Consider the following 22983-nt stretch of genomic DNA (forward strand, 5'->3'; position numbering starts at 1 on the left):
TAATCATAGTACTCATATATCTTGATTTACTCTTTCTTAAAATCTAGAATATTATCAATAGATATATAAAACAGGATTAGGTTCCGAAAATTTGATTATTTAATTTATTATCTTCATTAAACGGGTAATTGTTATATTTCTAAACATTAGGGTTAATTTTATCCACCCTTAATACGGTTTATTTCACCGACTAATCAAAATTTTTATATCGCATTTAAAAAATTAATGAACATAAAAACTTTTAGAAAATCCTAAAGGTTTTTATGTTCACTATTAATTTTATTACCCATAGCAATCATTAATTTTTTAGGGTATACACTTAAATATAAAAAATATTATTACTTACAAAATCATGCTTCTGTAATAGAGCTATTATTTACTTGATCGTTTTTAACATATAAAAATTTATTCATAAGTAGTGAAACAATAACTGGCAAAATACCAATAACAAACAAAGTAAACATAAATGTTGTATTAGCAAATAACCAACCAACTAAAAATGAACCTATTCCCATACCACCTATAATTAAAACATCAATAGCTGCAAATACTCTTCCCGAAGCATTGTCAGGAGTCTCTTCCTGAATAATAGTCATAATAGGTGCTTCCGGCAACATAGTAAAAATACCTATAAATAAAACTGCTAAATATGCCACGAAAACATGATTTATTCCACCACAAATAATACAAGCAATAAAAGAACCTAATACGCTTATCCAAATTATAAAAGTAAGATTTTTCTTACCAAAGTGTCCACCTAATAAAGTTCCGATAACACAACCTAATCCATTAATCGCTAAATAATATCCCGTACCTGAACCTTCTTGTCCAGTTATATCAGCAAGATATGGAACAAAAACAAAGACTGATCCAACAACTATATGAATAAAGCATAAAATAATAGAGACAGAAAAAATCTTTTTATTGAATAAAATAAATTTAAATCCCTCTACAATATTATTTAGAGAATCTGAAATTTTAACCTTTTGTTCAGTTTGCAACAGTCCATCAAAATTTTGATTGATAGCTTTTGGTATAAAACACACTAAAACTAAACAAATTAAATATACTAGAACGTTAATTAAAAACGCCCAAAATAAATCGTTTAAACCAACCAATACGCCTCCAATAATAGGAGCTATCATAAGAGAAATTGTACCTAATGAAGTCGTAAGTGTATTCATTGCTAATAATGAATCCTTATCAACTAATTTTTTACCAATTGTCAATCTAATAGGGTAATCTATAGTTCCTACAAACACCTGAATTAAGGAAACTAGAAGAAACACATATAAAGAATTAATTTTTAAGAAAGAAAATATAATAAGCATTGTCATAGATAGTACATTTAAAAGATTTATAAAAATAATTATTTTTTTCCTCGGAAATCTATCAATTATATAACCAGATATTGGTGAAAAGAGTATATATGGAATTTGTCTTGTAAGACCAAATATCGCAACTCCTGTAGTTCCAAATTGCTGATAAATCAAAGCGGTCATTGCAACTACATAATTCCAATTCGCAATACTTGTTAAGAAACCGGAATATAAAAAACTTTGAAAACCGGGAAAGTGAAACGTTTGCTTCAAATACTTAAATAAGTTCATAAACTCTCCTTAAGAATAAATTAATAAAAACTCGCTCAATTCTTGCTTAATTTCATCAAAAAAGATTTTCCCTAAATTAGAAAACTCAGCTTCGTTTTCTAAAATCTCCACACCTTTTTCCAATCTCAAAATAAATTCTTTTTCTAAGATATCCATTGTTATTTTTTCCTCTTCAGATAAAACAACTTCAGATTCTTTTATTTTAGAAAATACTTTTAAAACTCTCCATAACACATATGTAGCATGTAACGTACCATTTAACCAACGTTTATCTTCTCTTAAAGGAGAATCTGCTTTTTTAGTTAAATTTTCAATCATTCTTCCAAATGTTTGTTTAACCATTAATGCTTGATGTCCACTTTCATGTATTAAAACATCAACAAAATTCATAGCATTCCAACCTGGTTTATTTTTCAAAAATATTGCCCCAAATGAATATGCTCCAGTAGCCGAAGTAAAATTATCACCATTAGAATCAATCACAACAATCTTTTTTGATAATAATTTTATTTGTTTATAAGCTTCTGGCCAAGCCTTTTCAATAATACTTAAAGCTCTATTAATTAATTCACATTCTTCTGTAGTTGGAACATTCATTTTCAACACAATTTCTCTATTTAAATCTTTTGAATTACTTTCAGATAAAATATCAAGTGAACGACTAACCCAATCATTATCATTTATAGAATTAAACCATGACTTATCTTGTTCTGAGATAGCAAGATTTTCCTTTAAAAGCTCAACATTTTCAGGATCACGATAAATTGACCAAGCCATAGCTGGATGGTATTTTAACTCATCTGAAAAATCTATTTCATACTTACTTAATAATTCTTTATATGTATCTAAAAGGGCTAATAAAAATTCATTTGCTTCATATTTCAACTTAGATTCCTCTAGAGTAATAGTAAATATGTCTTCTATTCTTTCCATTAATTAAACATCTCCTATCAAATATTAGATTAATAAATTATATAGAACACGATTCACATAATTCATTTTTCAACACATCCTCTGTTCTTACAATATCACCTGTTTTAAAAGTTAAAACTTTATTTTTAGTTAAAGGCTCATATGTACCTGTTAACCAAGAAAACCATTCTAAAAACTGATAATGTGATGATAATGTAATTCCTGAAACAACAGAAGGATACTTTCTTCCTCGTTTCTTTTGCATCCCAATAATTAAATCCTCATAATCATTTTTGTCTAAATTTTGTCTTATATATTCTTCATAGCATGTAAAACAAGCTGTTTCTTCTGGTATAAATAATGGACCAATCTGTTGAGCAAAGCTTCCTATATAAGGAATTTTTAACTTTATACACGCTTCATTTACCCACCTATTCAATATAAATCTTGGTTCATCAGCTTCTACAAAAATAAAATCAAGACCATCAGCAAACGAATAAACATCTTCTAAATTTTCAACATAACTATTAATACATTCCACATTAACATCTCTATTAAATGAATTTATTCTCTTTTTAATAATTTCGGCTTTAAATTCACCAATTTGATTTTCATCATAAAAAATTTGCCTAACTAAATTCGAGGATTCAATTTTATCTCCATCCATTAATTTAAGATAACCAACACCAGTAGCTCCAAGCATCATTGCTAATAAGCTACCTGTTCCTCCCATGCCTATAATCCCAACTTTGGCATTTCTAATTTTTTCAAAAGCTTCCCAGGGATTATTTTTTAAATCCGGAAAATTTTCAAACAAATCAATTAAAGTAAAATACCGATCATATTGTTCATTAGAAAGCCATTCTGGAACCTTTCTTTTATTACATTCAACTACAATTCCATTTTCAGAAAATGTCTCTAATATTTCCTCAATTTCTACTTCTGTTATATCATAATTTTCCAATCTTAATTCATTAACAATTTGCTTTATATTTTTAGTGCCATCACACTTTTCAAGTAAACATTCAAGTATAGATTCTGCTTTTTCAATTCTCATATGACGCCCCATATGACTGTTTAGAAATATATCTCCATTCGACAGTTTTATAGGCTCAATTGACGATGATACTATAGGGAATTCAATTTGTTTTTTCATTATAGTAACCTCTCTAAAATAAAGTATTGAAAATCTATATAATATATAAACTAAATATTATTCATATTTTGAATCAAAAAATTAGTAAAGGGGCCTAATGTAAATAGGCCCAATTACTATTTTGAATTAAGCGCGTGGCTCGCCAAGTGAAGATGTTAATTCTTCAGCTTTAATGTTAACTTTAACTTTAACTTTTTCCATGATTATCAACTCCTTGTTATGTAATAAAACCTAAATTGTAATAATATACAACACTTAGATTAAGCACGTGGCTCGCCAAGTGAAGATGTTAACTCTTCAGCTTTAATGTTAACTTTAACTTTAACTTTTTCCATGATTATCAACTCCTTTTCTTGTTTTTAAAAAAATTATGTTGTCATAATTTCCACACTTGGATTAAGCGCGTGGCTCGCCAAGTGAAGATGTTAATTCTTCAGCCTTAATGTTAACTTTAACTTTAACTTTTTCCATGATTATCAACTCCTTTTCTTGTTTTTAAAAATTATGTTGTCATAATTTCCACACTTGGATTAAGCACGTGGCTCGCCAAGTGAAGATGTTAATTCTTCAGCTTTAATGTTAACTTTAACTTTAACTTTTTCCATGATTATCAACTCCTTTTCTTGTTTTTAAAAATTATGTTGTCATAATTTCCACACTTGGATTAAGCACGTGGCTCGCCAAGTGAAGATGTTAATTCTTCAGCTTTAATGTTAACTTTAACTTTAACTTTTTCCATGATTATCAACTCCTTTTCTTGTACTCAAAAGCTTATGTTGTAATAATATTCCACACTCGTTCGTTTGTAAATATAAAATATTCAAAAAATTCTTTATTTTAACTTTATAAATACTTTTCTGAATTTATAGAAAAATTTTTATAAAGTTACGGTATGATATGTGCTTAGATATACTAATATGGGATTTAAATGAAGAAATAAATGGTTTTTAAAAATATGAAGAATTGAAACATTAGTCAACCAACTAAATGTATAAACCTTTCAAACAAACAGCGGCAGTAAACGAACATTCAAAACTTCCTATTTATAAACCAATCTTTTCAAAATCCATAGTAGATAATTTGTTTTTGGGATTATCAAAATATTTTTGCATTGATTTGGGTTTTATCAAATTTTTCTTCTGCCTGCCAATTACTTGTTTGGCATGATTATGTAGCTCTTCGACAGATTGCCACACCTTCAATACAATCACTCCTTCAACTTTGGAATCTGATGAAGCTTTTTATGTGTCTAAAGCTAAAAATGCAAATTGAATCTCTTAATATAAGCCTTTTCAAAATCAAATATTGTTAGTTGCTCAGGCATTATAATCACTCCAAACCCTTACTTTTTATTTTTCAGCTTGATCATAGACTAGTAAAATTGCTTACTGGGGTTTCCGTTTAAATATTTTCAAAATGTTCCCTACAGAAATACCAAATTTCCACATCTCTCGAAAATCATTAATCTATTGGATACTTCACCCATGATTAAATTTCTCTCGCGTAATATAATCTACTTCCATTTGACTTAAGCTTCTTTTCGATATTTAGCTAATACTTGTTCTAAACGTTTACGTTCACCTTAGGCGCATTCTTTTGTAAAGCTATTTCCATTGCCTTGAGAACAAGTTGTGAATTTAAATCTTCAATCCCCGTATTATTCCCTTCAGCCACAAATGGTTTACTAACTCCAAAGTTTGCTCGTTGAATGCTATTGGGTTTTCTTCTACTACTTTTCTATCACTTGAGCAACTTACTGCTTCTTTTCCCTTCATATCAAAAACCTTTAAGCTAATTTTTCTCGCTTTAGGTTAGAGCTACCTTGTTAGGTTATTAGGCATAGATCCTTTTTTTCTTATCCTATATTTCTGACCTTTTAATCTGTCCATTTCCACGAATCACATATTATGAATTTATTTATAAATCACCCTTACAAATAAAAAAATAAGAAGATCCATGCGAATAAACGCTTTAGAATCTTCCTATTCCTCCTTATACACCCTTAAAAATAGTTGGCTTATTGCTCTGTATTAGATAATCCCCTTTTTCATTAAACTTACATAGCTGTTATCTCCAATAATGACATGATCTAAAAGAGGTATACCAATAATGTTTCCACACTCCTTTAATCTCTTAGTTACTTCGACATCTTCATAAGATTCCATACTATGCCCTGATGGATGATTATGGAAACATACTATTGAAGATGCATTGTTTAATATTGCTGTGCGGAAGGTTTCCCTTGGATGGACTAACGATGAATCAACAGTTCCTTCGAACACAATACTACATCCAATAATTTCATTCTTTGTATTTAAGTTAAATACACCAAAAATTTCATTTGGCCTTGATTCTATATCAAATATAATCTGTGCAAAGCGTACAGCATCCGCTGGACAAGTGATTTTCTTTTTCTCAATATCATAAATACGATTACTGTCTTTTACCAACTTTACAGATTGAACCATAATTTTCTTACCCATGTCCTTCTCCTTTCGAAATAAAAAAGACGAGACTGCTCCTCTCATCTTTTTTCACCTTCTTTTGTATTTTGAAATTCAAAATTAATATTTCCTTACTACATTTCTTAAAAAGTTAAGACATCCTATCACTTCCTTGTTAGTTCAATACTTGTCCTATTCCTATAACGCAAAAAAACCTCTCAGGAATACATTCGTATTACAAATTAGCGTATATGTTTTATACACTTCCTTGTAATGAATCGTAAACCCGAAAGGTTTGTGGTTATTTAGGAATGATTAAAAAGGAAAAATTTTCTTGAACTTATTATATAATAAGTTCATTTCTATTTCAATTACAACAAACTAAATAATCATACTTTTCTAAAAGATATTTGATCTCCATAATAAAAGACACCCATATTCAATCGAGTGTCTTTACAAAATTATTTAACTTGTTTTTGTAGAATTCTCTCTAATTCTCGCACAGTCTCGGAAAATTCATCAATTCTTATCGTGCACATTTCAATAGTTTTTTCTGTATCGATAATTTCCCACACAGGATGATCAGCTTCTATTTCTTGTCTCGGGTATAGCAATATACACCTTTGAACTTCCTTATAAGCAGTTACATACGCATACATTTGATAAATGTCACTCTGTACATAACTACTTCTTCCATTATTTGTTGCACTTTTCCACTTCGTATCCATGATTATCCTATTATCAATCACAAAATCTGGTTTTAATAAAATATTCTGGCGTCCACTCTTCTTGTTACGTAATAGTCTTTTCTCTGCATGTTGACTAATTATTTTATTATTACCAATAGCTTCTTGAAGTGCTACTTCAATATACTTTTCGAACAACATATTCATTTGAAATAAGAAAGAGAACGATGATGCTCCTTGTCCTTTACTATAAATCGTTGCCCGCTCAACTATTAGCTTAGCAAATAAATCGGCTTGACGAAAACGTTCATTCTGTCGGTTAAATGTAATACTCTTTAATTCCTTCTCCGTGAAATACACTACATCCACAGGTTCTAAGTAGCCTAAACAGCGCTCAAGATAAAGTTTTAAAGTATGTATTTTTGTATGCTTTTTTACAATGCGCAATGCACATTTAAATAGCTGGTTTAAAGAGTTATTTTTTGTATATTCATCAAATGCACAATATGCTTTTGTTTTTTGAAATACATTCTTATAAATGTGTTTACTAAGCTCGAGTTTGCCACGCAGTGTATTTAAATTTTCTTCATGACGTTCGTATTTTTTAAAAGTCCCTTTTCTGAGTTCATTTAGCAAACGAGTAAGAAATGTAGCAAGAAATGCCGTAAGCAGTTCCACTCTATCTTCACCATTTAGTACTTCCTCATAAAATGAAACCGGCAAAAATCCTGTAACCGAAAGCATTCTTAGCAATGCCTTTCGATCGTCAATAGGTGTGAGTTTTATTTTGGGAATAATTTCGTATCTCACATCTGAACATTGTATCACGCCAACATAATTAATAAAGCGATAAACCCCGTTTTTCTAGCATTTCCACCAAATCACGAAAACTGAGGTTGTACCGTTAACAAAATAATATCAGGCTGATAATGCCTCCATTTGAATACATTTTCCTTTCCCACACCAATAACGCACTCTTTCTAAAGTAATAGTAACAGTATGTCCAAGATTTATAGATTCATTGCAATTGTCCTTAAGTTTTTGCACCAGAATCCCCCATATAATTAAACATCTGACCCAAAATCAAATAATAATTTATTAAACTCTGAAATTTATATGTCGTTTCCCAAAACTCGTATCTTCCGCAAGATCCCGTAAGGTGTTTAGAGATAAAAAAATTTGAATCTCTTAAACAAATAATTGTAATTCATCAGATACAGCAACTGCAAAAAAACGCCATCTTTTCTTATGAACCCATAGAAAGAATAACGTATCTTTTCATTTTAGGGTGTATTGTGTTGCGTTAGTTTGATAGCGATGTAGCATTATCCCTAGGCAGAGGTTTATTCTTTTTATAAACACTAAAAATATCGACCTCCTCCATTCTAATATGGCGCTTCGTATATTTCACTTTAAGACTTATTTTTCTTGAGCTAATTGGTTTAGGATTTTCTCTACTTCTACTCTTACACCATACGCTTTATCTTTTAAGAGGGGAGTTAACTCTTCAATTGAATTAGCTCCACGAACTTTGTATATACCGTGTATGGCCTCTACACGAATATGCCACGATTTCATTTTTAAAATCCTTTTTAAAGTAGCGATATCTTCTTCAGTAGCAATTTGGGAAAAAGCTTTTGTTGCACCTACTTTTGCGTATGTAGGCCCATGTTCGATTATATTAATAAGATCCTCCCTTAAATTTAATAAGTTGGACTTGATAATTTCTTCTATTGCTTTGTCTCTTTCGTTTATATTAGTTGATACTAACATCTTTTTTAACTCTTCCATAGTTCCACTCCTTTTACATCTATACTTATAATAAAATCATGTATATTTTAACATAACTAGAGATAAAAAATTTAGTTTCCCTAAAATACCTATACATTTTTCATAATGTCTAGTCCAAAGCAATAAACGTTTATAAAAATAACTATTTAATATACTACATTTCATTATTAGTATGATTAGTTTTAATATTTTATATTAAAATATTAAAAGGTATTGCTATTTACGGATTGGAGATTATTATGCAAAAATTAAATTAGGAAATGATTGAAACTAACGTAATTAATTTATCTAAAAATCCGAAAAATTGAAACATGGATTAACGTCAGGAGGCACAGAAATTTGAGATTGATCTAATGAGAGTGTTTGGTGTGGATTTTCATGAAGGATTACATGAATATCAGATTAGAGATACTCAAGTTAAAATAGGCTATATTGATTAACTTTTGCCAGGTAAAATTTTGATTGAAATGAAGAGCAAGGGAGAAAGCTTGGTGCGTGGCTATAATCAAAGGTATGAGTATACCAAATGTTTAAAATTAGAGGAATACCCTGAGTTACTCTTAGTATCCGATTTTAACTATGTTCAAATAACTAATTTAAAGGTTCTGGTGCAAAAATAAAATAAAAGAGAATAAAGCGCATATATTCCTAACGGAATCGTATCTTATGCTACCAGTCCAAACAATTGATGGATGAATTTTTTCTGGTTTTGGACAGACTGGTCCCGTAAATCAATCTGTTCTTTTTTAATCATATGCATAGCTCCAGAAAGAATGGATGTAGCTGTGTCAAAACATTTGAACCCTAGCATAGAACAAGATCATCGCTTCTTTATAAAGCGATGATCTTGTTCTACTATGTTATTCAAGTATTTTTGTTGTCTAAGTTGCATACCATCAGGTATGCTTTTCTCTTTTTTCAACTGTTCAATTGCTATAGGATAAGCTGGATTCTTATCGACTGTTATAACACGAGGCTGCGAAACATGAAAATACCGCAAAGCTTTCTTGAAAAAGCGCTTTGCAGTCTTCTGGTCTCTTGTTTTGCCTAGGCAAAAATCGATTGTGTTTCCTTTCGAATCAACAGCACGATATAGGTACATCCATTGACCTTTTACTTTGATATATGTTTCGTCGACTCTCCAAGAGTCATTTGTTTGTTTGAGGTGACATCGGATTCGTTTGTCCAATTCAGGACCATACTGGTGTACCCAACGCATAATCGTTTTATGAGAAATGGATAAACCCCGTTCTTCTAGCATTTCCACCAAATCACGAAAACTGAGGTTGTACCGTTAACAAAATAATATCAGGCTGATAATGCCTCCATTTGAATACATTTTCCTTTTCCATACCAATCACGCACCTTTTCTAAAGTAATAGTAACAGTATGTCCAAGATTTATAGATTCATTACAATTGTCCTTAAGTTTTTGCACCAGAACCATAATAAGTTTTTTGATTTTGTTAACTTAAATATCCCCTAACATCTGTTATAGATGTTAGGGGATATTTGAAAAGAAAATAGAACGGTGAAAATAATATCTATGATGGCTCCATTAAGTATCTATACTAATTAAAAAAGAGTATTATAGGTCCTTCATAACTTCTACAAATCTATCTAATGTATATGCACCGTCTAAACCCAGATCCTTATCTTTAAATACCATAAAATAACGGTATAAATTTCCAGACTCTGCCGCCCATTTCCTACCTAATTTAAGTTTAATTTTACTATCATCACCATCTAAATAATCACCTTTAGCTTCAATAAAAATAATTTGACCCGATTTTGTTCTAACTATAAAATCTGGATAGTGATTAATAAACCCATTAATTCGAATACCTTTTCTTTCAATTATTCTATGCCACCAAGATAGATTTTCTAGCCCTACTATTATATCAATAAGATTTCTTTCAAAATTATTTAAATCATTTTTTTCTGCCTCATATAATGAGTTTGGGATAGAATCTATATTAACTGGAGGTGTAATTATGTTTGGAAATTTATATGACTCTCTACAAACTATTTTTCCACTATCTACCCATCTATAGAACTGATTTTCTCTATACACACTATTCAAGCTCTCAATTTTTTGAAGTATTTTACGTGCATATACAGGAATTGCGGTCTCCATAGCTGCTAACTCGTCTGCTTTCATATTCGAAATGATTCGACGAACATAATCACTAATCTCTGACGTAGCATAACGGTTATTTTTATTAATTTGTTTACAAATCATATCTGTACACTGTTTAATCTTCATCTCTGGAGGTAATTTGGCAAGATACTCTCTAAGAAATTCACTATCACTCTTTGATGCACGTTTATATTTAGGTACCGCTTCTCCTTGTTCCTGAATATCTATTTGGTACATTTCCCCAGTGGCTAATTCAAAACTTATATTTGCATCTTGACCACTTAAAGTAAAGCCATCAGATAAATTTTCTGGTTCTAATAGACTAAATTCTTCACCAAACAAATCCGGCAAGCTTTTAAGGAAGAACTGTGGCACCTTAATATTAGCCACATCTTCTAAAAAATGTGGCTGGATTGTAAACTGCTTTAACATATCCCCAAGTTCTCCCCCAGTATATTCAGAATCCGTATTTCTTATTACCTCATTATTGTAACTTTCAGATTGGATTGTAGCATCTAGTATCATTTTTGAAAGTGTACTATCAAGATTTTCATCGTTACCCTGTACAGTAACATTTATTTCACTAGGCTCGATATCTTCAAAATTATCATTGATATCTTCATTATTTATTGCTGTTCCACCATTTTTCACTTCATCATTTGTTTCTATTATTTCATTATTTGATTCCATTGTTTCAACATTTGCTTCTGTTGTTTCATTGCCCATTGCTTTATCACTTACTACTGTTGCCTCATTACCTATTATTCGAGTATTTATTTCAAATGGATCATCATCTAATTTATTTTGCGATGGACTCGTAGTAGTTTCAGATGATTCTCCTATCCGGAAATCTTTTCTACTAAAGCCTGCTTTATTTAAGCCCACTACAATATTTTCTAAAGTTTTATGAAAATCGTTAGATGAAGTAAGTACATAGGAGGTATTTAACAACTGTGATTTATGTTTAGTTACATAAGGTAGTCGTAGTATACGACCTAATATCTGTTCTACATCAATTGATGAAGTTTTATTAGTAAGTGAAGCCAAAATATATGCAAATGGACAATCCCATCCCTCTTTTAATGCATTAACAGTAATTATGTATCGAATTGGGCATTTCTTACTCATTAAGTTCATATCACCAATTTCATCTATTTTAGATGTCTTAATAGCTATCTGCTCCTCAGGAATTCCCATTTCTACTAGTAAGGATTTAATTTTATCAAAAGTATCACTATCCTCACTTGTTTTTGGTTGTGCTTGAAATAATACAATAGGCCGTATATATTTCCCACTGATATTTTCTTCTTCAATTGCTTGTTGTTCAATACTACCACGAAGTTGTATTGCATCTTGAATTACACTTTGGCGAGATGTACGGTTATATACAACAACTGGTAATTTAACCATATTTTCTTGTTTAAGTTCTCGCGCATCCACATAAGAAATAATGTTACTATTCTTTCTAGGTGTAGCAGTTAGATCTAAAACTAAAGATGGATTTAAGTTTTCTAACATTTCTATACTCAAATCTGACCCCGCATTGTGACTTTCATCAACAACTGTGACTGGAGAAAGATGTCTAATTACTTGAATCAATGCAGTATCAGGAGTATCAGCAAGTAAAACTGCATCATCTTTAAAGTACTCTGCAAATCGTAATAGGTTTCCATTTTCTTTATAAACTTTACGAACATCTTTTTTAGCACTATTAATTCGTAAAGAACCGTAACTTAAAACACAAATCGTTAACATATCACGAACTGTATCTGGAGAAAAATTTTCTCCATTAAGCAACATCTCTTTCGTGTATACACCAACACGTCCAGCAAAGTCTGCATCCAATTTTTTTCTATATGGATGATTAACATCCGACAATGTTTTAATTGTTTGAATCAAAATAGCATCAGACGGTACTAGCCATACTACAAAATGAGACTTATCAGATGGCATTCTCTCAAATATGGGTTTTATTGAAGCACATCCCATAAAGGTTTTACCACCACCAGTGGGAACTTTCATACAAATATGCGGAACTCCAGATATGACGTTGTTATACACTGGAACTCCACCAAAACCAACATTAATATCTTGTGCTTGCCAATAATCAGACCAAGCAGTTTTGATGTTATTGCTATCATTAACACAATTCAAGTAAGAATTAAGATTATTTATAACATTTTTCTGATATGTCTTCAGTTCCATTAGGCATCCTCCTATAATCTTGAAATATCTCGAGGTATTTTTTTAAACGTAATGTTATATTTCTCCAACTCCACGTCACTTAATGTACATAAATCTGCATAAATAACATAGTTATCGGCTTTAGTTTTTACTAAATGTAGTAACTCACGATTCAATGTAGTTATATTCTGTTTTTCGTAACATAAATAGTAAGCTGTATTTATATGAGTACCTAAGTAATATGGGTCATCAATTTTAACTGAATGAGGCTTACATTTTGTTTCAGTAAAATATACATATTCACGAATTTTTTCTACTTCAACTCTGCTATTAAGTTTTTCACCTTCAAGTAAAGGTTCTCCTAGTTCGTAGTAACTGAATTGGCCATTAGTTCCTTCTATATAATTTTCTTCAGTTCCATATCCTGTAATAACGCGTTTCACACGTTCAGCAGTAACACTCTCTACATAATCCATCATTTCAATAAGGATGAATTTTCTGTTACCTTTATTTATTTTATTTAAATTTAATACTGCATGTGCTGTAGTTCCAGACCCAGCAAACGAATCCAGAATTATATCCCCATCCGAAGTTACAGCCTGAATAATACTAATAATTAAATCAAGAGGTTTAGGATAATCAAAAACCTTAGCTTCCTCTGGGAATATTGTTTTTAACATTTTTGTACCATTAACTGTATAAAACGATTTTTCACTCCAAATTGTCGGTATCTGCCCCCCTACAGTTTGATTTTTACCAAAACGTAAAGTTGGAGCATTGTCCTCATTCCCTATTACCTGTAATTCTCCAGAGCTAATTTTCTTAATAACGCCACTAGGTAAATATTGAATGCTGTATTTATTAGGGCTGTTAGCTGATTTATTTAAGCTTACCTTGATATAACCTTTTTCCCAATCGCTTTTCAATCTCTGAGGTATTTGACGCCAAACACATTGTTTTCCATTTGCAGTAATAGGATACACAGCCACAGTCCCTTCAGGTGCAACCGAATAATCATATGGAAAATCCGCTTTTTCTCCCACATACGAACCATCATCAATCTGTTCTTGAAGAGATTTCCCTGTACCTACAAACAATCCTGTTTCACTATCAATAAAAATTGGATACGTTTGGTTAGGACGTTGTGTTTTATCAAATGTACTGAGTGTTAAGCCTTCAAACGGTGAACGGCTCTTTCCGCCCCAAAAATCTATAGAATTCGCTTTAAAATCTTTTGGGACGACAAAAATCAAGTATTCATGAACATAGTTAAACCCACCTGATGGTTTCCCACCTGATGTCTGTACAGTTACAGTAACAATTTGTCGTGTTGCAAAAATTTCTTTACATATTTCAATTAAATTGTGTAACTCATGATAACTAATACTTAGTATTAAACAGCCGTCTTCTGAAAGTAGTCTTTGTAATAATTTAAGACGCGGATACATCATAGATAGCCATTTATCATGACGTGATAAATCTTCGCCATCTTTTCCAACTACATCACCAAGCCATTTTTTGATTCGAGGGTCATTTACATTATCATTATATATCCACTCTTCATTTCCAGTATTATATGGTGGATCAATGTAAATGCATTTAATACTCCCTTCATATTGCGGTAACAGCGATTTCAAAGCAGCAAGGTTGTCCCCATTAATAATCATATTCTCACTACCGTTATCATCAGAGTGTTGCCCGGTATTATCGAAACTATATTTGTGTTCTAACACACGATAAGGCACATCTAAATGATGATTTACTATTTTTTCTTTTCCAATCCACTCTAGTGTAGGCATAATTTACTTCTCCACCTTATTTCATTAAAGTATTTCACTACATGCCAAAATGCACATCCAAGAGTTCTATTAAATCTGATATTTAGAAGTATAAGAACTTTATCATAGCATAATTACCCAATATATTTTGAATATTTCAGTAGTGTTATTGATATTTGCATCAAGCACCAATTTTTACTAAAACAGTAAGCTTAATATATAATTTCAACTAAATTCCTTTGAATTACTATATCAAATAATCAATTTCAATAAAATCTCTTCATAGTATACAGGCATCCAAATTACTAAATCCATACGCTACCCAAAATTAATTGGATTTTTTGAAAATACACGGAAGGTATCTTATCACGTATAATTCACTCGAATGAAGAAACTATGACCATCTTTAAAAAATGGCAGGAGAACCAATTGATTTTTCTTTTAACACATGGAATTAAAGTTAATATGAACAAACAGATTAAAAGCTAAGAATGGTTAAATTAACCCCTTCCATCTTAGTATTTTTTCATAACAAATTAAAGATAATTTACTTCTTTTTATTTTACTTACCAAAATTTTTATAACATTTTGTTGTTCACTTTACCATAATACATTATATATCCTATAAAAATATAGAAAACATCAAGGATATTTTAAGCTATTATGAAATTACAAGATAAATAAAACTATTGCTTTATATTCAAGCAAAATTAATAAGATTTATTTTCAAAACAAATATCCCTCTAAGATTCAACTCCATATTCATGTCTTTCAAGAATTCAAATTTTTCTTAAAAAGTTAGTATAAGGTTAATTAAAATTGATTGCGATCTTTGCTAAATAAGCTTTAATTATTTCTTTTAAAGAATCTAAGGTTTCAATTAATCTTTGAAGTAAATCCCCCTGCCACAAGCCTTGCAAAACCCAATAACAATGTTACATCTGGAACTGATTACTATGTATCTCCGGCAGGAAATGACCTCAATCCCGGCACATTAGATCAACCTTTCGCTACCATTCAAAAAGCTGCAAATGTCGCCAAAGAAGGAAGCACAATCTACATAAGAGGCGGAGTTTATAACCAAAAGGTACATGTAGCTCATTCTGGGATTTCAGGTGCACCGATTACTTTTCAAAATTACCAGGATGAAAAGGTAATTCTCGATGGTTCTACTGTCAAGTTAGAGGATGATGGGTTATTTACAATAGAAGACAAAAATTATATTCAAGTAAAAGGATTAGAATTTCGTAATTTAAAATCAGCTAAAGTTAACGAAACCCCTATTGGTATTTATATTACTGGAACGGGGAGCTATATCGAGATTCGAAATAATTATATCCATCACATTGAAACGAATGTAAAGGATGGAAACGCCCACGGTATTGCTGTCTATGGGACTTCATCTAATGCACAAAATAATTTAAATCATATTGTCATAGATAATAACGAAGTAGCAAATTTGAAATTAGGACTAAGTGAAGCAATTGCTGTGAATGGTAATGTAGATTCTTTTGAGGTTATGAACACAAAAGAACGTCAAAATATTCTTATCAACATCATAATTTATGCTGGTTTTACACTTGTAAGAAATACAAAGCAACAAAAAAAAATAATTAATCAAAAAAAAATGAGGAAGTATTGATGCAGAAAAAGAAACAAGTAGAAGAACTAAAACGTGAGGCGCTACTTGAGGCGCTACTTGAAGTACAACTTATTAAAATGGAATACGAACAAATTATCGAAAAGACCAGGAAAGAAAAAAAGAAAACTATAGAATTGATTTCCGATGAGGACTTAAAAATTCTTTATATCCAACGTAAAGACAGAAAATATGCCGCATTGACAATTGAATTGTATTCTCTTGTGGAACAATTTTTAAAAGACATTTACTCTTTGCATAACAATATAAGCGAATATAAAAAAAAGGAAAAGTAAACACTATCATAGATTTACAACGCAAACTCGATAATTATATAGAATTTAAAAATATTACCAATACCAAAATACTTACACAGCTAAGAAATTATATAATTCATGATACATTTTCCTTAAAACAAGCAAGAAAAAAATTTGGAATTAAAAAGAAGAACAAAGAGCTATATTTCTTACTAGTGGAAAGTATTGAAGTGTATATATGTACAATATTTGCTAAGTAGAGCTAAGACATTATTTCACTACATACCGAACTAAATAAACAAATGAAACAAAAGGAAAAATTCTATAAATAGTTTTATCCTATAACTACTGGTTTTAAATTATAATAAAATTTATTTGAAATAGAGTTATTCAATTATGCAATTTAAAAATGAAAAAGCACTAAATGATGCTTTTGAGGTAGCTAAGGTAACTTTAGAAGTTGAAGAAATAACCATTACAGAAGAAATAGAAAAAGAAGGAATATAACACAGAAACAACTAACACTTTATAAAATGATTAGTTATAATTCTTCAAAACAAAGAGGCATTTACCATTTAGTTAACGCCTCTTTGTCTTTGATCTAACATAAAATTCTCACCGTATGAATTTTGTTGTTTCTCCTCATTCTCTTTCTAGCTTACACTAATCCCCTCTTCACCTTCTACGACACAATTCCCTTTAACCGAGGCTCCTTCATCATTATATGCCTGGAAAATAATATTCCCTATCTTCTCAGGGTTCAGACCCATTTTCGCCCTTATAAGGCTTGCAAAGTCTTCATTATGCGTACTAATTAATAATTGTTTGTTTTGCAGAGAGACAATTTGACTTATAACATCAACAAAGGAGAATATGTTAATATCATCTAGATTTTGAAATGGATCATCAATCCCAACAAATTTTAATTCCGTCCATTTTTGAGAACGATTTAAAGCTAAAAAGATACACAGTGCTAGTACATTTGATTGTCCTGAGCTAAACATTAAACTAGCATTAAATTGTCGCTTCAATTCTTGCTCATCTAGTTCACGAAGTTTCCGTGCATCTTCATGATTTTTCGTCATTACAACATAGAGATTTTTTCCTCTTGGCACCAACTGAACATATCTATATACTGAGTGAGGGCTAATTTGCATAAATAACTGATTTATATACTCACTATGTTGAGATAGATAGTCACTTATTAATTCACTATTTGCCAATGTATGAGATGCTTTCAGAGCGGCTAATTCTCTATTTAAAAAGTCATTATATCCCTCTAAAACTTCTTCTTTTTTTGCTACTTCAATTTCAATACTCTTCTTCTTCTTTTTTAACGCTTTTATCTCATCATCTTGTAAAAAGATATGTATTTTAGCAAGCTGTATTCTCAAGTTTCCCTCTGCTTCATTCAAAATTCTGATACTTTTATTTACTTCATCTTTTATTTTATCTAACTCTGTTACCGCACCTGTAAAGCTTGTATCCTCTTTTTGAAAATCTCTTATTTTTGCTTCCCTTTGTTTCCACATCAAATCTAATTGAATAATTGCTTTATTTAATTCTAATTCTTTTTGATTCAAGTGTAGTTCTTCTTCATCAACCCTAATTAAATAATCATCAATCCTCGGTATTTTTCGATTTATTTCTTTCTCCTCTAAATCTAAGTATTTTGCCCAATGTTTAGCTTCATTTCTAAATTCAACTAATACATTTTTTTGTGACAAAACAGCTCTTTCCAATTCAGATAAATTTTCTTCTTTCTCTACTAAAGAATTCACCATACCAAAAGAAAGCTGGTAGTCAGATAAAATTTTCTCTTTTTGTTTATAAATTTCAGTTATATTTAAATCATTATTAGTTAAATATAGATTTATTTGAGGAACCTCTGTAATCAATTGCTCTTTTTCTAATTTTAAAACTTCTTCAAGTTTTTTACTTTCATCAATTTCGCTATCCATCTTTTTCTTTTTCAATATAATTAATCGAATTTCTTCTTTATATATACTTTCCTTAGCTTTAAAATCAAATAATGTTTCTTCTAATTTAGATAAACTTTCTTTAAAAACATTGATTTTTTTTGTAATTGATGCTTTAAATTCTTCATTTGTTTTGTGATCAACACCACATACCGGACAAATAGTTTCATTTTCCTTCTCTAATACATGTCCTTGAACTTGATGAACTAACTCGTCTAATGTGGAATTTTTCCTTTCCGACACTTCATTCTCGAACTCTGTAACCATACTTGAAATAAATCTTTGACTCTCTTTAATTTCATCTAACTGCTTGTTATACCTCTTAGCATCTTTAGACTGAATTAAACACTTATTCTTTATTTCTTCTAGGCCACGATTTATTTCTATACATCTTAGAACTTTTTTAAGAATATTCTGTTCCTGTAAACTCCGTTTATAGATTTCAATAAAAGCTTGTTTCCCACCAAACCCATTGATAGCTTTAGCTACTTCTTCATGGGCTAAGATGCTTTGTATTACCGAATTATTCTCAGTAATTCTTGTTTTTAGAACTTTATAATATTCTTTCTCCCTTTGATATTCTCCCCTTTTTATTTTAAAGGTTTCCAATTTTAGTTTTCTATCCCTTACAATATCCCTCCCTTTTCCTCTGCGACTTCTTTTATTCCGTAACATTTTTATTTGGCAATTGATTTTAGATTTGTTATCAGTATACATTTCAGGAGTTATAGAAAAAATTTCTCGCGAACTCTCTACATCTAATCTTATTTTCTCTTGATGCCCCCTACTTTGAGTTATATTTTGTTTAATTTTGATTAAGCTGTCTTGTAAATTTTTCTGTATTTTTGATATAGGATTCGGAAATTCAACCGTTACTATTTCGAGCTCTCTAATTTCCTCCAGCAATTTCTCTGTTGAATTTATTAACTCCTGCTCTGACTCTTCTCCTATTTCTAAGCGTAATTCTTCCTTCTCAGAGATTTTCATCTTGATTTTATTTAATTTTTCATACGGTTTTTCTAAATCGTTCAACAATTTTTCTTTCTGCTCTTCTACAATTTTTTGAGATAACTCAATAAACTTCTCAAAGTCCTCACCATATTTTCCAATACCTAAAATTCCATTTATCACCTTATAACGCTCTGAAGGCTTATCAGCCCTAATAAAATCATGCAATGCATCTTGTGATAACACTTGTGTTGATGCAAAAAACGAAGCTAAATTTATTTCATTTTTTTTACCACTTCTCTCGTGCTTTAACCCCTCTCTAGTCAAGATTTCCCGAATTTCCTTTGCTCCCTTAGATATGTTAAATGCTTCATCATTTATAGTAATGTTCGATGAACTAAGGTTTCCAGCGCTATCTTTTTCACTACTTCTTCTAATCTTAAATATTTTTCCCTTGGTAGTTTTTAACCGCACTTCAACAAACATAGACTGTTTGCCTTCTGTCTTATATATATTTTCATTCATCAAGAAATTAAACTTTCTCCACTCATCAGTACCTTTATATCTCGGTATTTCCCCAGTTAAGCACCACTGAATTGAGTCAAAGATTGTGCTCTTCCCATTACCATTTGTTCCATTAATTATAATTACATCTCTATTACTAAAATCAAATTTATATAGTCCATTGAATATGCGAAAATTTTTAATAACTATCGTTTCTATCTTCAATCGATTTCACTCCCGCTCCTATAACTTTCTCAATTAGCGCCTTTTTCTCTTCATTATTTTTTTCTAGTTCATCATATACTTCAAAATAAACATCGACTAATTCTTTAATCCTTTCAGTCATCACTCCATACTCTGAGAGGATAGTCTTATTATTAAATAACTTGTGTTTAAACTTTTCTTCAAACACTACTGAGTTCTTATTTGATTCCATGAAGTTATGATTAAATGCCGGTACTCTTTTTAAATCTTCTCTCTCCTCGACAACATATTTACGACAAACTCGATCATTTTTTTCTATTTCGTTTATTCTCCATTCCATTTCTTTATTTCTTTCATTCTTAAAGTCAACAACAAGTAAAAAATACAAATTATTTCTTGAATAAGTTGGTATTACATTATAAACAAATGAAATTACTATCTGATCATGCAACCAATCCCCTAATTGTGCTACACTAGTATATCCCTTTGTAACTATATATCGATTCCCTTTTTTCCATACTTCTAAATTTCTATCACGAAGCCTTTGACCTAGCTCTTCATCTGAAAATGAAACAGCACTATAATCATATTTATTGGTTAACTTCGTCACTACATAATGTAAACTCATGATTATTTCTCCCTTTTCTTATAAGATGCAACCAAAAATTTTCTCCAAACATCAATTATCTCTTCATTTTTAAATGAAGATACCCTCAACTTTTCCAATCTTTTCATGAACTTATATATAGGATCTGTTGTAAGGAATTTAATATTTTCAGTTTGTTTGGTTATCTTCATATCTTGCAAATTTTTTTCTTCTGAAGCAGGATCTAAAACAGAGACGTGAATACTATCTGCTTTTAAGCAGTCCATCATGCCGAGGATCTCATCATCTTCTTCGTCTGATAATTCTGGATCTGCAATAAAGCAATAATAATCATGTTTAAAGCTTTGTGAAACAAAGCACTCTTTAGCAGATATTCGGACTATTTTCATAGCATACTCTATATCTTTCTGTTCACAGACATTATATAAAGAAAAAATATCTAGCATTTCCTCATGACTTAATAATTCTTTGAATAAGAGACGCGCATTTTTTTGGGCTCCTAATACTTGTTTGTAAAGTACAGAAAGATAGAGTAAAATTTCTAACGAACGCCGTAAATAGGGGCCATGACATCCATCATCAAATGGAAATCCACTTTGCGAATTACTAGTATTAAATAAACGTTGTAAAAAACGCTGATAAACAAACGGGTCTTCTTCCGTTTGGAATTGATCATCTAAATACTTTCTCATATCTTCTAAAGTATCTATTAACTCTTTCTGTAAATTCATTTCCCAATTACTTGACCTTATATCTTGTTCAATTCTGTTAAAACATGTTGTAAACTTAGCACGTAAGCTATCTTGTTCTGCAGCTAGATGTGCCGAGTTACTAGCCTGTACAGTCCATTCTTTAAACTTCTTTTCTAGCTCTTCTTTACGAAATATAAAGTTCTCTGAAGAAACGGTCTCATCGTCTTGACAAGTTCTTTTAACAATTTCTTGTAAGAGACTGTCCAAAATTATTTCCGCCTTATATTTATGAAATAAATCTGCATTCCCCGAGCTGTTATCTTTAATCTTTCCAATCAAACTATCTCTTAAAAATGAAATATTTCCATAACGCTTAATACGAAATCGTTTTAAATACCACATTGCTTTTGGAGCTAACGGTCTATTGTAATAACTGGTATCTACAATAACCCCTTTTTCTGAGCCTTGAAAGATAGCAACTTTCCCATTTCCTTCTAATATTTTTATTACAGACTCATAATCATCTTCACTTTTATAATTACGAAAGTCCTCTTCTTTCTCATAAATTGCCATATCATCGTTGTACTGGACATTTGTTGCTAATTCAAACTCCAATGAACTAGATAATAATTCCCTGTATGGCACCATCCCTCTTTTTTTATTTTCAGTTACTTCTTTTTGTTCAGGAATATGTGTATTGAATAAAAATAATTTATCAAGCCAACTCCCTTTTCCATTTGTCCTTTTACACATATGGCTAGGTGTAAGATGATTTAGTACATTACGTTCCTTTTTAGTTTTTACCTGTATGAATCTAACCTTCCGTCCTCCACTCACTGCTATATCATCTAAATACTCAAAAACTACCTTATCCCACCAAGCACTTTTGGAAAATACCATATCCATTATATAATTCGCTGCTACATAGTATTGATACATAAAGCCTCGAATTGCTGTCACTCCACTTAATTCAGGAATTTTCCCTTTCAATAACGTATCAATCAATTGTTGTTTTTCTTCCTCTAAAAGATTCTCTTCATTCTCCTCTAAAAAATTCTCTATTCTCTGTTTTAACTTAATCTCTGATATTTCAACTTGAGCTTGTGTCGTCATTCCTTTACCTCCAAAATAACAAATAACTCTTCAATGTTATATAAGAATAATAAAATCAATTTTATATAAAACGATAACTTTATACATTCTCTGCCATTCTCCAAAGTCTATTATAATACGCTTTATACCAATCCGTCGTATCAACATCATATACAATATGAAAACTATTTACTTCAGAAAAAGTATTTTGCACCTCTATCGACTCTTCTCCTTGAATTATGTAAAGAACGACTACCCTGTACTGTTAATTTCTATACATAATTGTAAATGTTAACAGACATATGAAATATATAAAATAACTTTTCCTACAAAAATATAAAAACATAAAAATACATACAAA

General features: G+C 30.6%; 13 protein-coding genes and 4 pseudogenes. 2 read left to right on the plus strand and 15 right to left on the minus strand.

The features are described 5' to 3' along the window. Positions 1 to 350: 350 nt before the first annotated feature. From ACU8YW_RS28360 to ACU8YW_RS28415, 12 genes and pseudogenes are all read right to left on the minus strand, one after another. The gene (locus tag ACU8YW_RS28360; protein WP_088063434.1) at positions 351 to 1610 is read right to left on the minus strand and encodes an MFS transporter; all 1260 of its coding nucleotides are present in this window, start codon (positions 1608 to 1610) and stop codon (positions 351 to 353) included. A gap of 9 nt (positions 1611 to 1619) precedes the next feature. Further along, positions 1620 to 2543 (minus strand): aKG-HExxH-type peptide beta-hydroxylase, encoded by a 924-nt coding sequence (locus tag ACU8YW_RS28365; protein ID WP_446894122.1) that lies wholly within the window; start codon positions 2541 to 2543, stop codon positions 1620 to 1622. A gap of 37 nt (positions 2544 to 2580) precedes the next feature. Further along, positions 2581 to 3678: a ThiF family adenylyltransferase gene (locus tag ACU8YW_RS28370; RefSeq protein ID WP_071680185.1), complete on the minus strand. Its 1098-nt coding sequence runs from the start codon at positions 3676 to 3678 to the stop codon at positions 2581 to 2583. A gap of 1043 nt (positions 3679 to 4721) precedes the next feature. Beyond that, positions 4722 to 4880: a hypothetical protein gene (locus ACU8YW_RS28375; protein WP_179196841.1), complete on the minus strand. Its 159-nt coding sequence runs from the start codon at positions 4878 to 4880 to the stop codon at positions 4722 to 4724. 373 nt (positions 4881 to 5253) lie between these two features. Further along, positions 5254 to 5444 (minus strand): annotated as a pseudogene (locus ACU8YW_RS28380) (DnaD domain-containing protein); the annotation flags it as partial. Positions 5445 to 5708: 264 nt separating this feature from the next. Next, complete coding sequence (locus ACU8YW_RS28385; RefSeq protein WP_446894123.1) at positions 5709 to 6161, minus strand: JAB domain-containing protein; 453 nt, start codon at positions 6159 to 6161, stop codon at positions 5709 to 5711. A 422-nt stretch (positions 6162 to 6583) separates the two neighbouring features. Continuing rightward, positions 6584 to 7636, minus strand: coding sequence for an McrC family protein (locus tag ACU8YW_RS28390; RefSeq protein ID WP_426936027.1), 1053 nt, complete (start codon positions 7634 to 7636; stop codon positions 6584 to 6586). A gap of 16 nt (positions 7637 to 7652) precedes the next feature. Beyond that, positions 7653 to 7770 (minus strand): annotated as a pseudogene (locus ACU8YW_RS28395) (IS6 family transposase); the annotation flags it as partial. A gap of 457 nt (positions 7771 to 8227) precedes the next feature. After that, positions 8228 to 8599 carry a HEAT repeat domain-containing protein gene (locus tag ACU8YW_RS28400; RefSeq protein WP_088062897.1) on the minus strand — a complete coding sequence of 124 codons (372 nt, stop codon included), beginning with the start codon at positions 8597 to 8599 and terminating at the stop codon, positions 8228 to 8230. Between the two features lie 664 nt (positions 8600 to 9263). After that, positions 9264 to 9951, minus strand: a pseudogene (locus ACU8YW_RS28405) (IS6 family transposase). 235 nt (positions 9952 to 10186) lie between these two features. After that, the gene (locus ACU8YW_RS28410; RefSeq protein WP_088062896.1) at positions 10187 to 12943 is read right to left on the minus strand and encodes a DEAD/DEAH box helicase; all 2757 of its coding nucleotides are present in this window, start codon (positions 12941 to 12943) and stop codon (positions 10187 to 10189) included. Positions 12944 to 12954: 11 nt separating this feature from the next. Continuing rightward, complete coding sequence (locus ACU8YW_RS28415) at positions 12955 to 14721, minus strand: site-specific DNA-methyltransferase (RefSeq protein ID WP_088062895.1); 1767 nt, start codon at positions 14719 to 14721, stop codon at positions 12955 to 12957. 862 nt (positions 14722 to 15583) lie between these two features. On the opposite strand from ACU8YW_RS28415, the pseudogene ACU8YW_RS28420 reads away from it, so the two are divergent. Together ACU8YW_RS28420 and ACU8YW_RS28425 are read left to right on the plus strand one after the other, a co-directional pair. Further along, a pseudogene (locus ACU8YW_RS28420) lies at positions 15584 to 16264 on the plus strand (right-handed parallel beta-helix repeat-containing protein); the annotation flags it as partial. A gap of 77 nt (positions 16265 to 16341) precedes the next feature. Continuing rightward, entirely contained in the window at positions 16342 to 16635 is a 294-nt protein-coding gene (locus ACU8YW_RS28425; RefSeq protein WP_088062894.1) for a hypothetical protein, read from the plus strand. A 614-nt stretch (positions 16636 to 17249) separates the two neighbouring features. Here ACU8YW_RS28425 and ACU8YW_RS28430 read toward each other — a convergent pair. From ACU8YW_RS28430 to ACU8YW_RS28440, 3 genes are read right to left on the minus strand one after another with little or no spacing between them, the layout of a single operon-like run. Then, positions 17250 to 20252, minus strand: a complete 3003-nt coding sequence (locus ACU8YW_RS28430) for an AAA family ATPase (RefSeq protein ID WP_426936028.1) — start codon at positions 20250 to 20252, stop codon at positions 17250 to 17252. Next, positions 20227 to 20859, minus strand: a complete 633-nt coding sequence (locus ACU8YW_RS28435; protein ID WP_088062892.1) for an ABC-three component system middle component 1 — start codon at positions 20857 to 20859, stop codon at positions 20227 to 20229. Before ACU8YW_RS28435 ends, ACU8YW_RS28430 begins: the two co-directional genes overlap by 26 nt. Before the next feature lie 2 nt (positions 20860 to 20861). Further along, positions 20862 to 22643 carry a dsDNA nuclease domain-containing protein gene (locus ACU8YW_RS28440; RefSeq protein WP_426936029.1) on the minus strand — a complete coding sequence of 594 codons (1782 nt, stop codon included), beginning with the start codon at positions 22641 to 22643 and terminating at the stop codon, positions 20862 to 20864. Between the last annotated feature and the right edge of the window lie 340 nt (positions 22644 to 22983).

It is taken from the genome of Bacillus pretiosus (genome assembly GCF_052947655.1).

What these genes read in the sequence shown, in the direction of transcription:
- ACU8YW_RS28370 (WP_071680185.1), bottom strand. Translation starts at nt 3,678, where the DNA reads ATGAAAAAACAAATTGAATTCCCTATAGTATCATCGTCAATTGAGCCT.
- ACU8YW_RS28425 (WP_088062894.1), top strand. Translation starts at nt 16,342, where the DNA reads ATGCAGAAAAAGAAACAAGTAGAAGAACTAAAACGTGAGGCGCTACTT.
- ACU8YW_RS28360 (WP_088063434.1), bottom strand. Translation starts at nt 1,610, where the DNA reads ATGAACTTATTTAAGTATTTGAAGCAAACGTTTCACTTTCCCGGTTTT.
- ACU8YW_RS28415 (WP_088062895.1), bottom strand. Translation starts at nt 14,721, where the DNA reads ATGCCTACACTAGAGTGGATTGGAAAAGAAAAAATAGTAAATCATCAT.
- ACU8YW_RS28365 (WP_446894122.1), bottom strand. Translation starts at nt 2,543, where the DNA reads ATGGAAAGAATAGAAGACATATTTACTATTACTCTAGAGGAATCTAAG.
- ACU8YW_RS28440 (WP_426936029.1), bottom strand. Translation starts at nt 22,643, where the DNA reads ATGACGACACAAGCTCAAGTTGAAATATCAGAGATTAAGTTAAAACAG.
- ACU8YW_RS28410 (WP_088062896.1), bottom strand. Translation starts at nt 12,943, where the DNA reads ATGGAACTGAAGACATATCAGAAAAATGTTATAAATAATCTTAATTCT.
- ACU8YW_RS28435 (WP_088062892.1), bottom strand. Translation starts at nt 20,859, where the DNA reads ATGAGTTTACATTATGTAGTGACGAAGTTAACCAATAAATATGATTAT.
- ACU8YW_RS28400 (WP_088062897.1), bottom strand. Translation starts at nt 8,599, where the DNA reads ATGGAAGAGTTAAAAAAGATGTTAGTATCAACTAATATAAACGAAAGA.
- ACU8YW_RS28385 (WP_446894123.1), bottom strand. Translation starts at nt 6,161, where the DNA reads ATGGGTAAGAAAATTATGGTTCAATCTGTAAAGTTGGTAAAAGACAGT.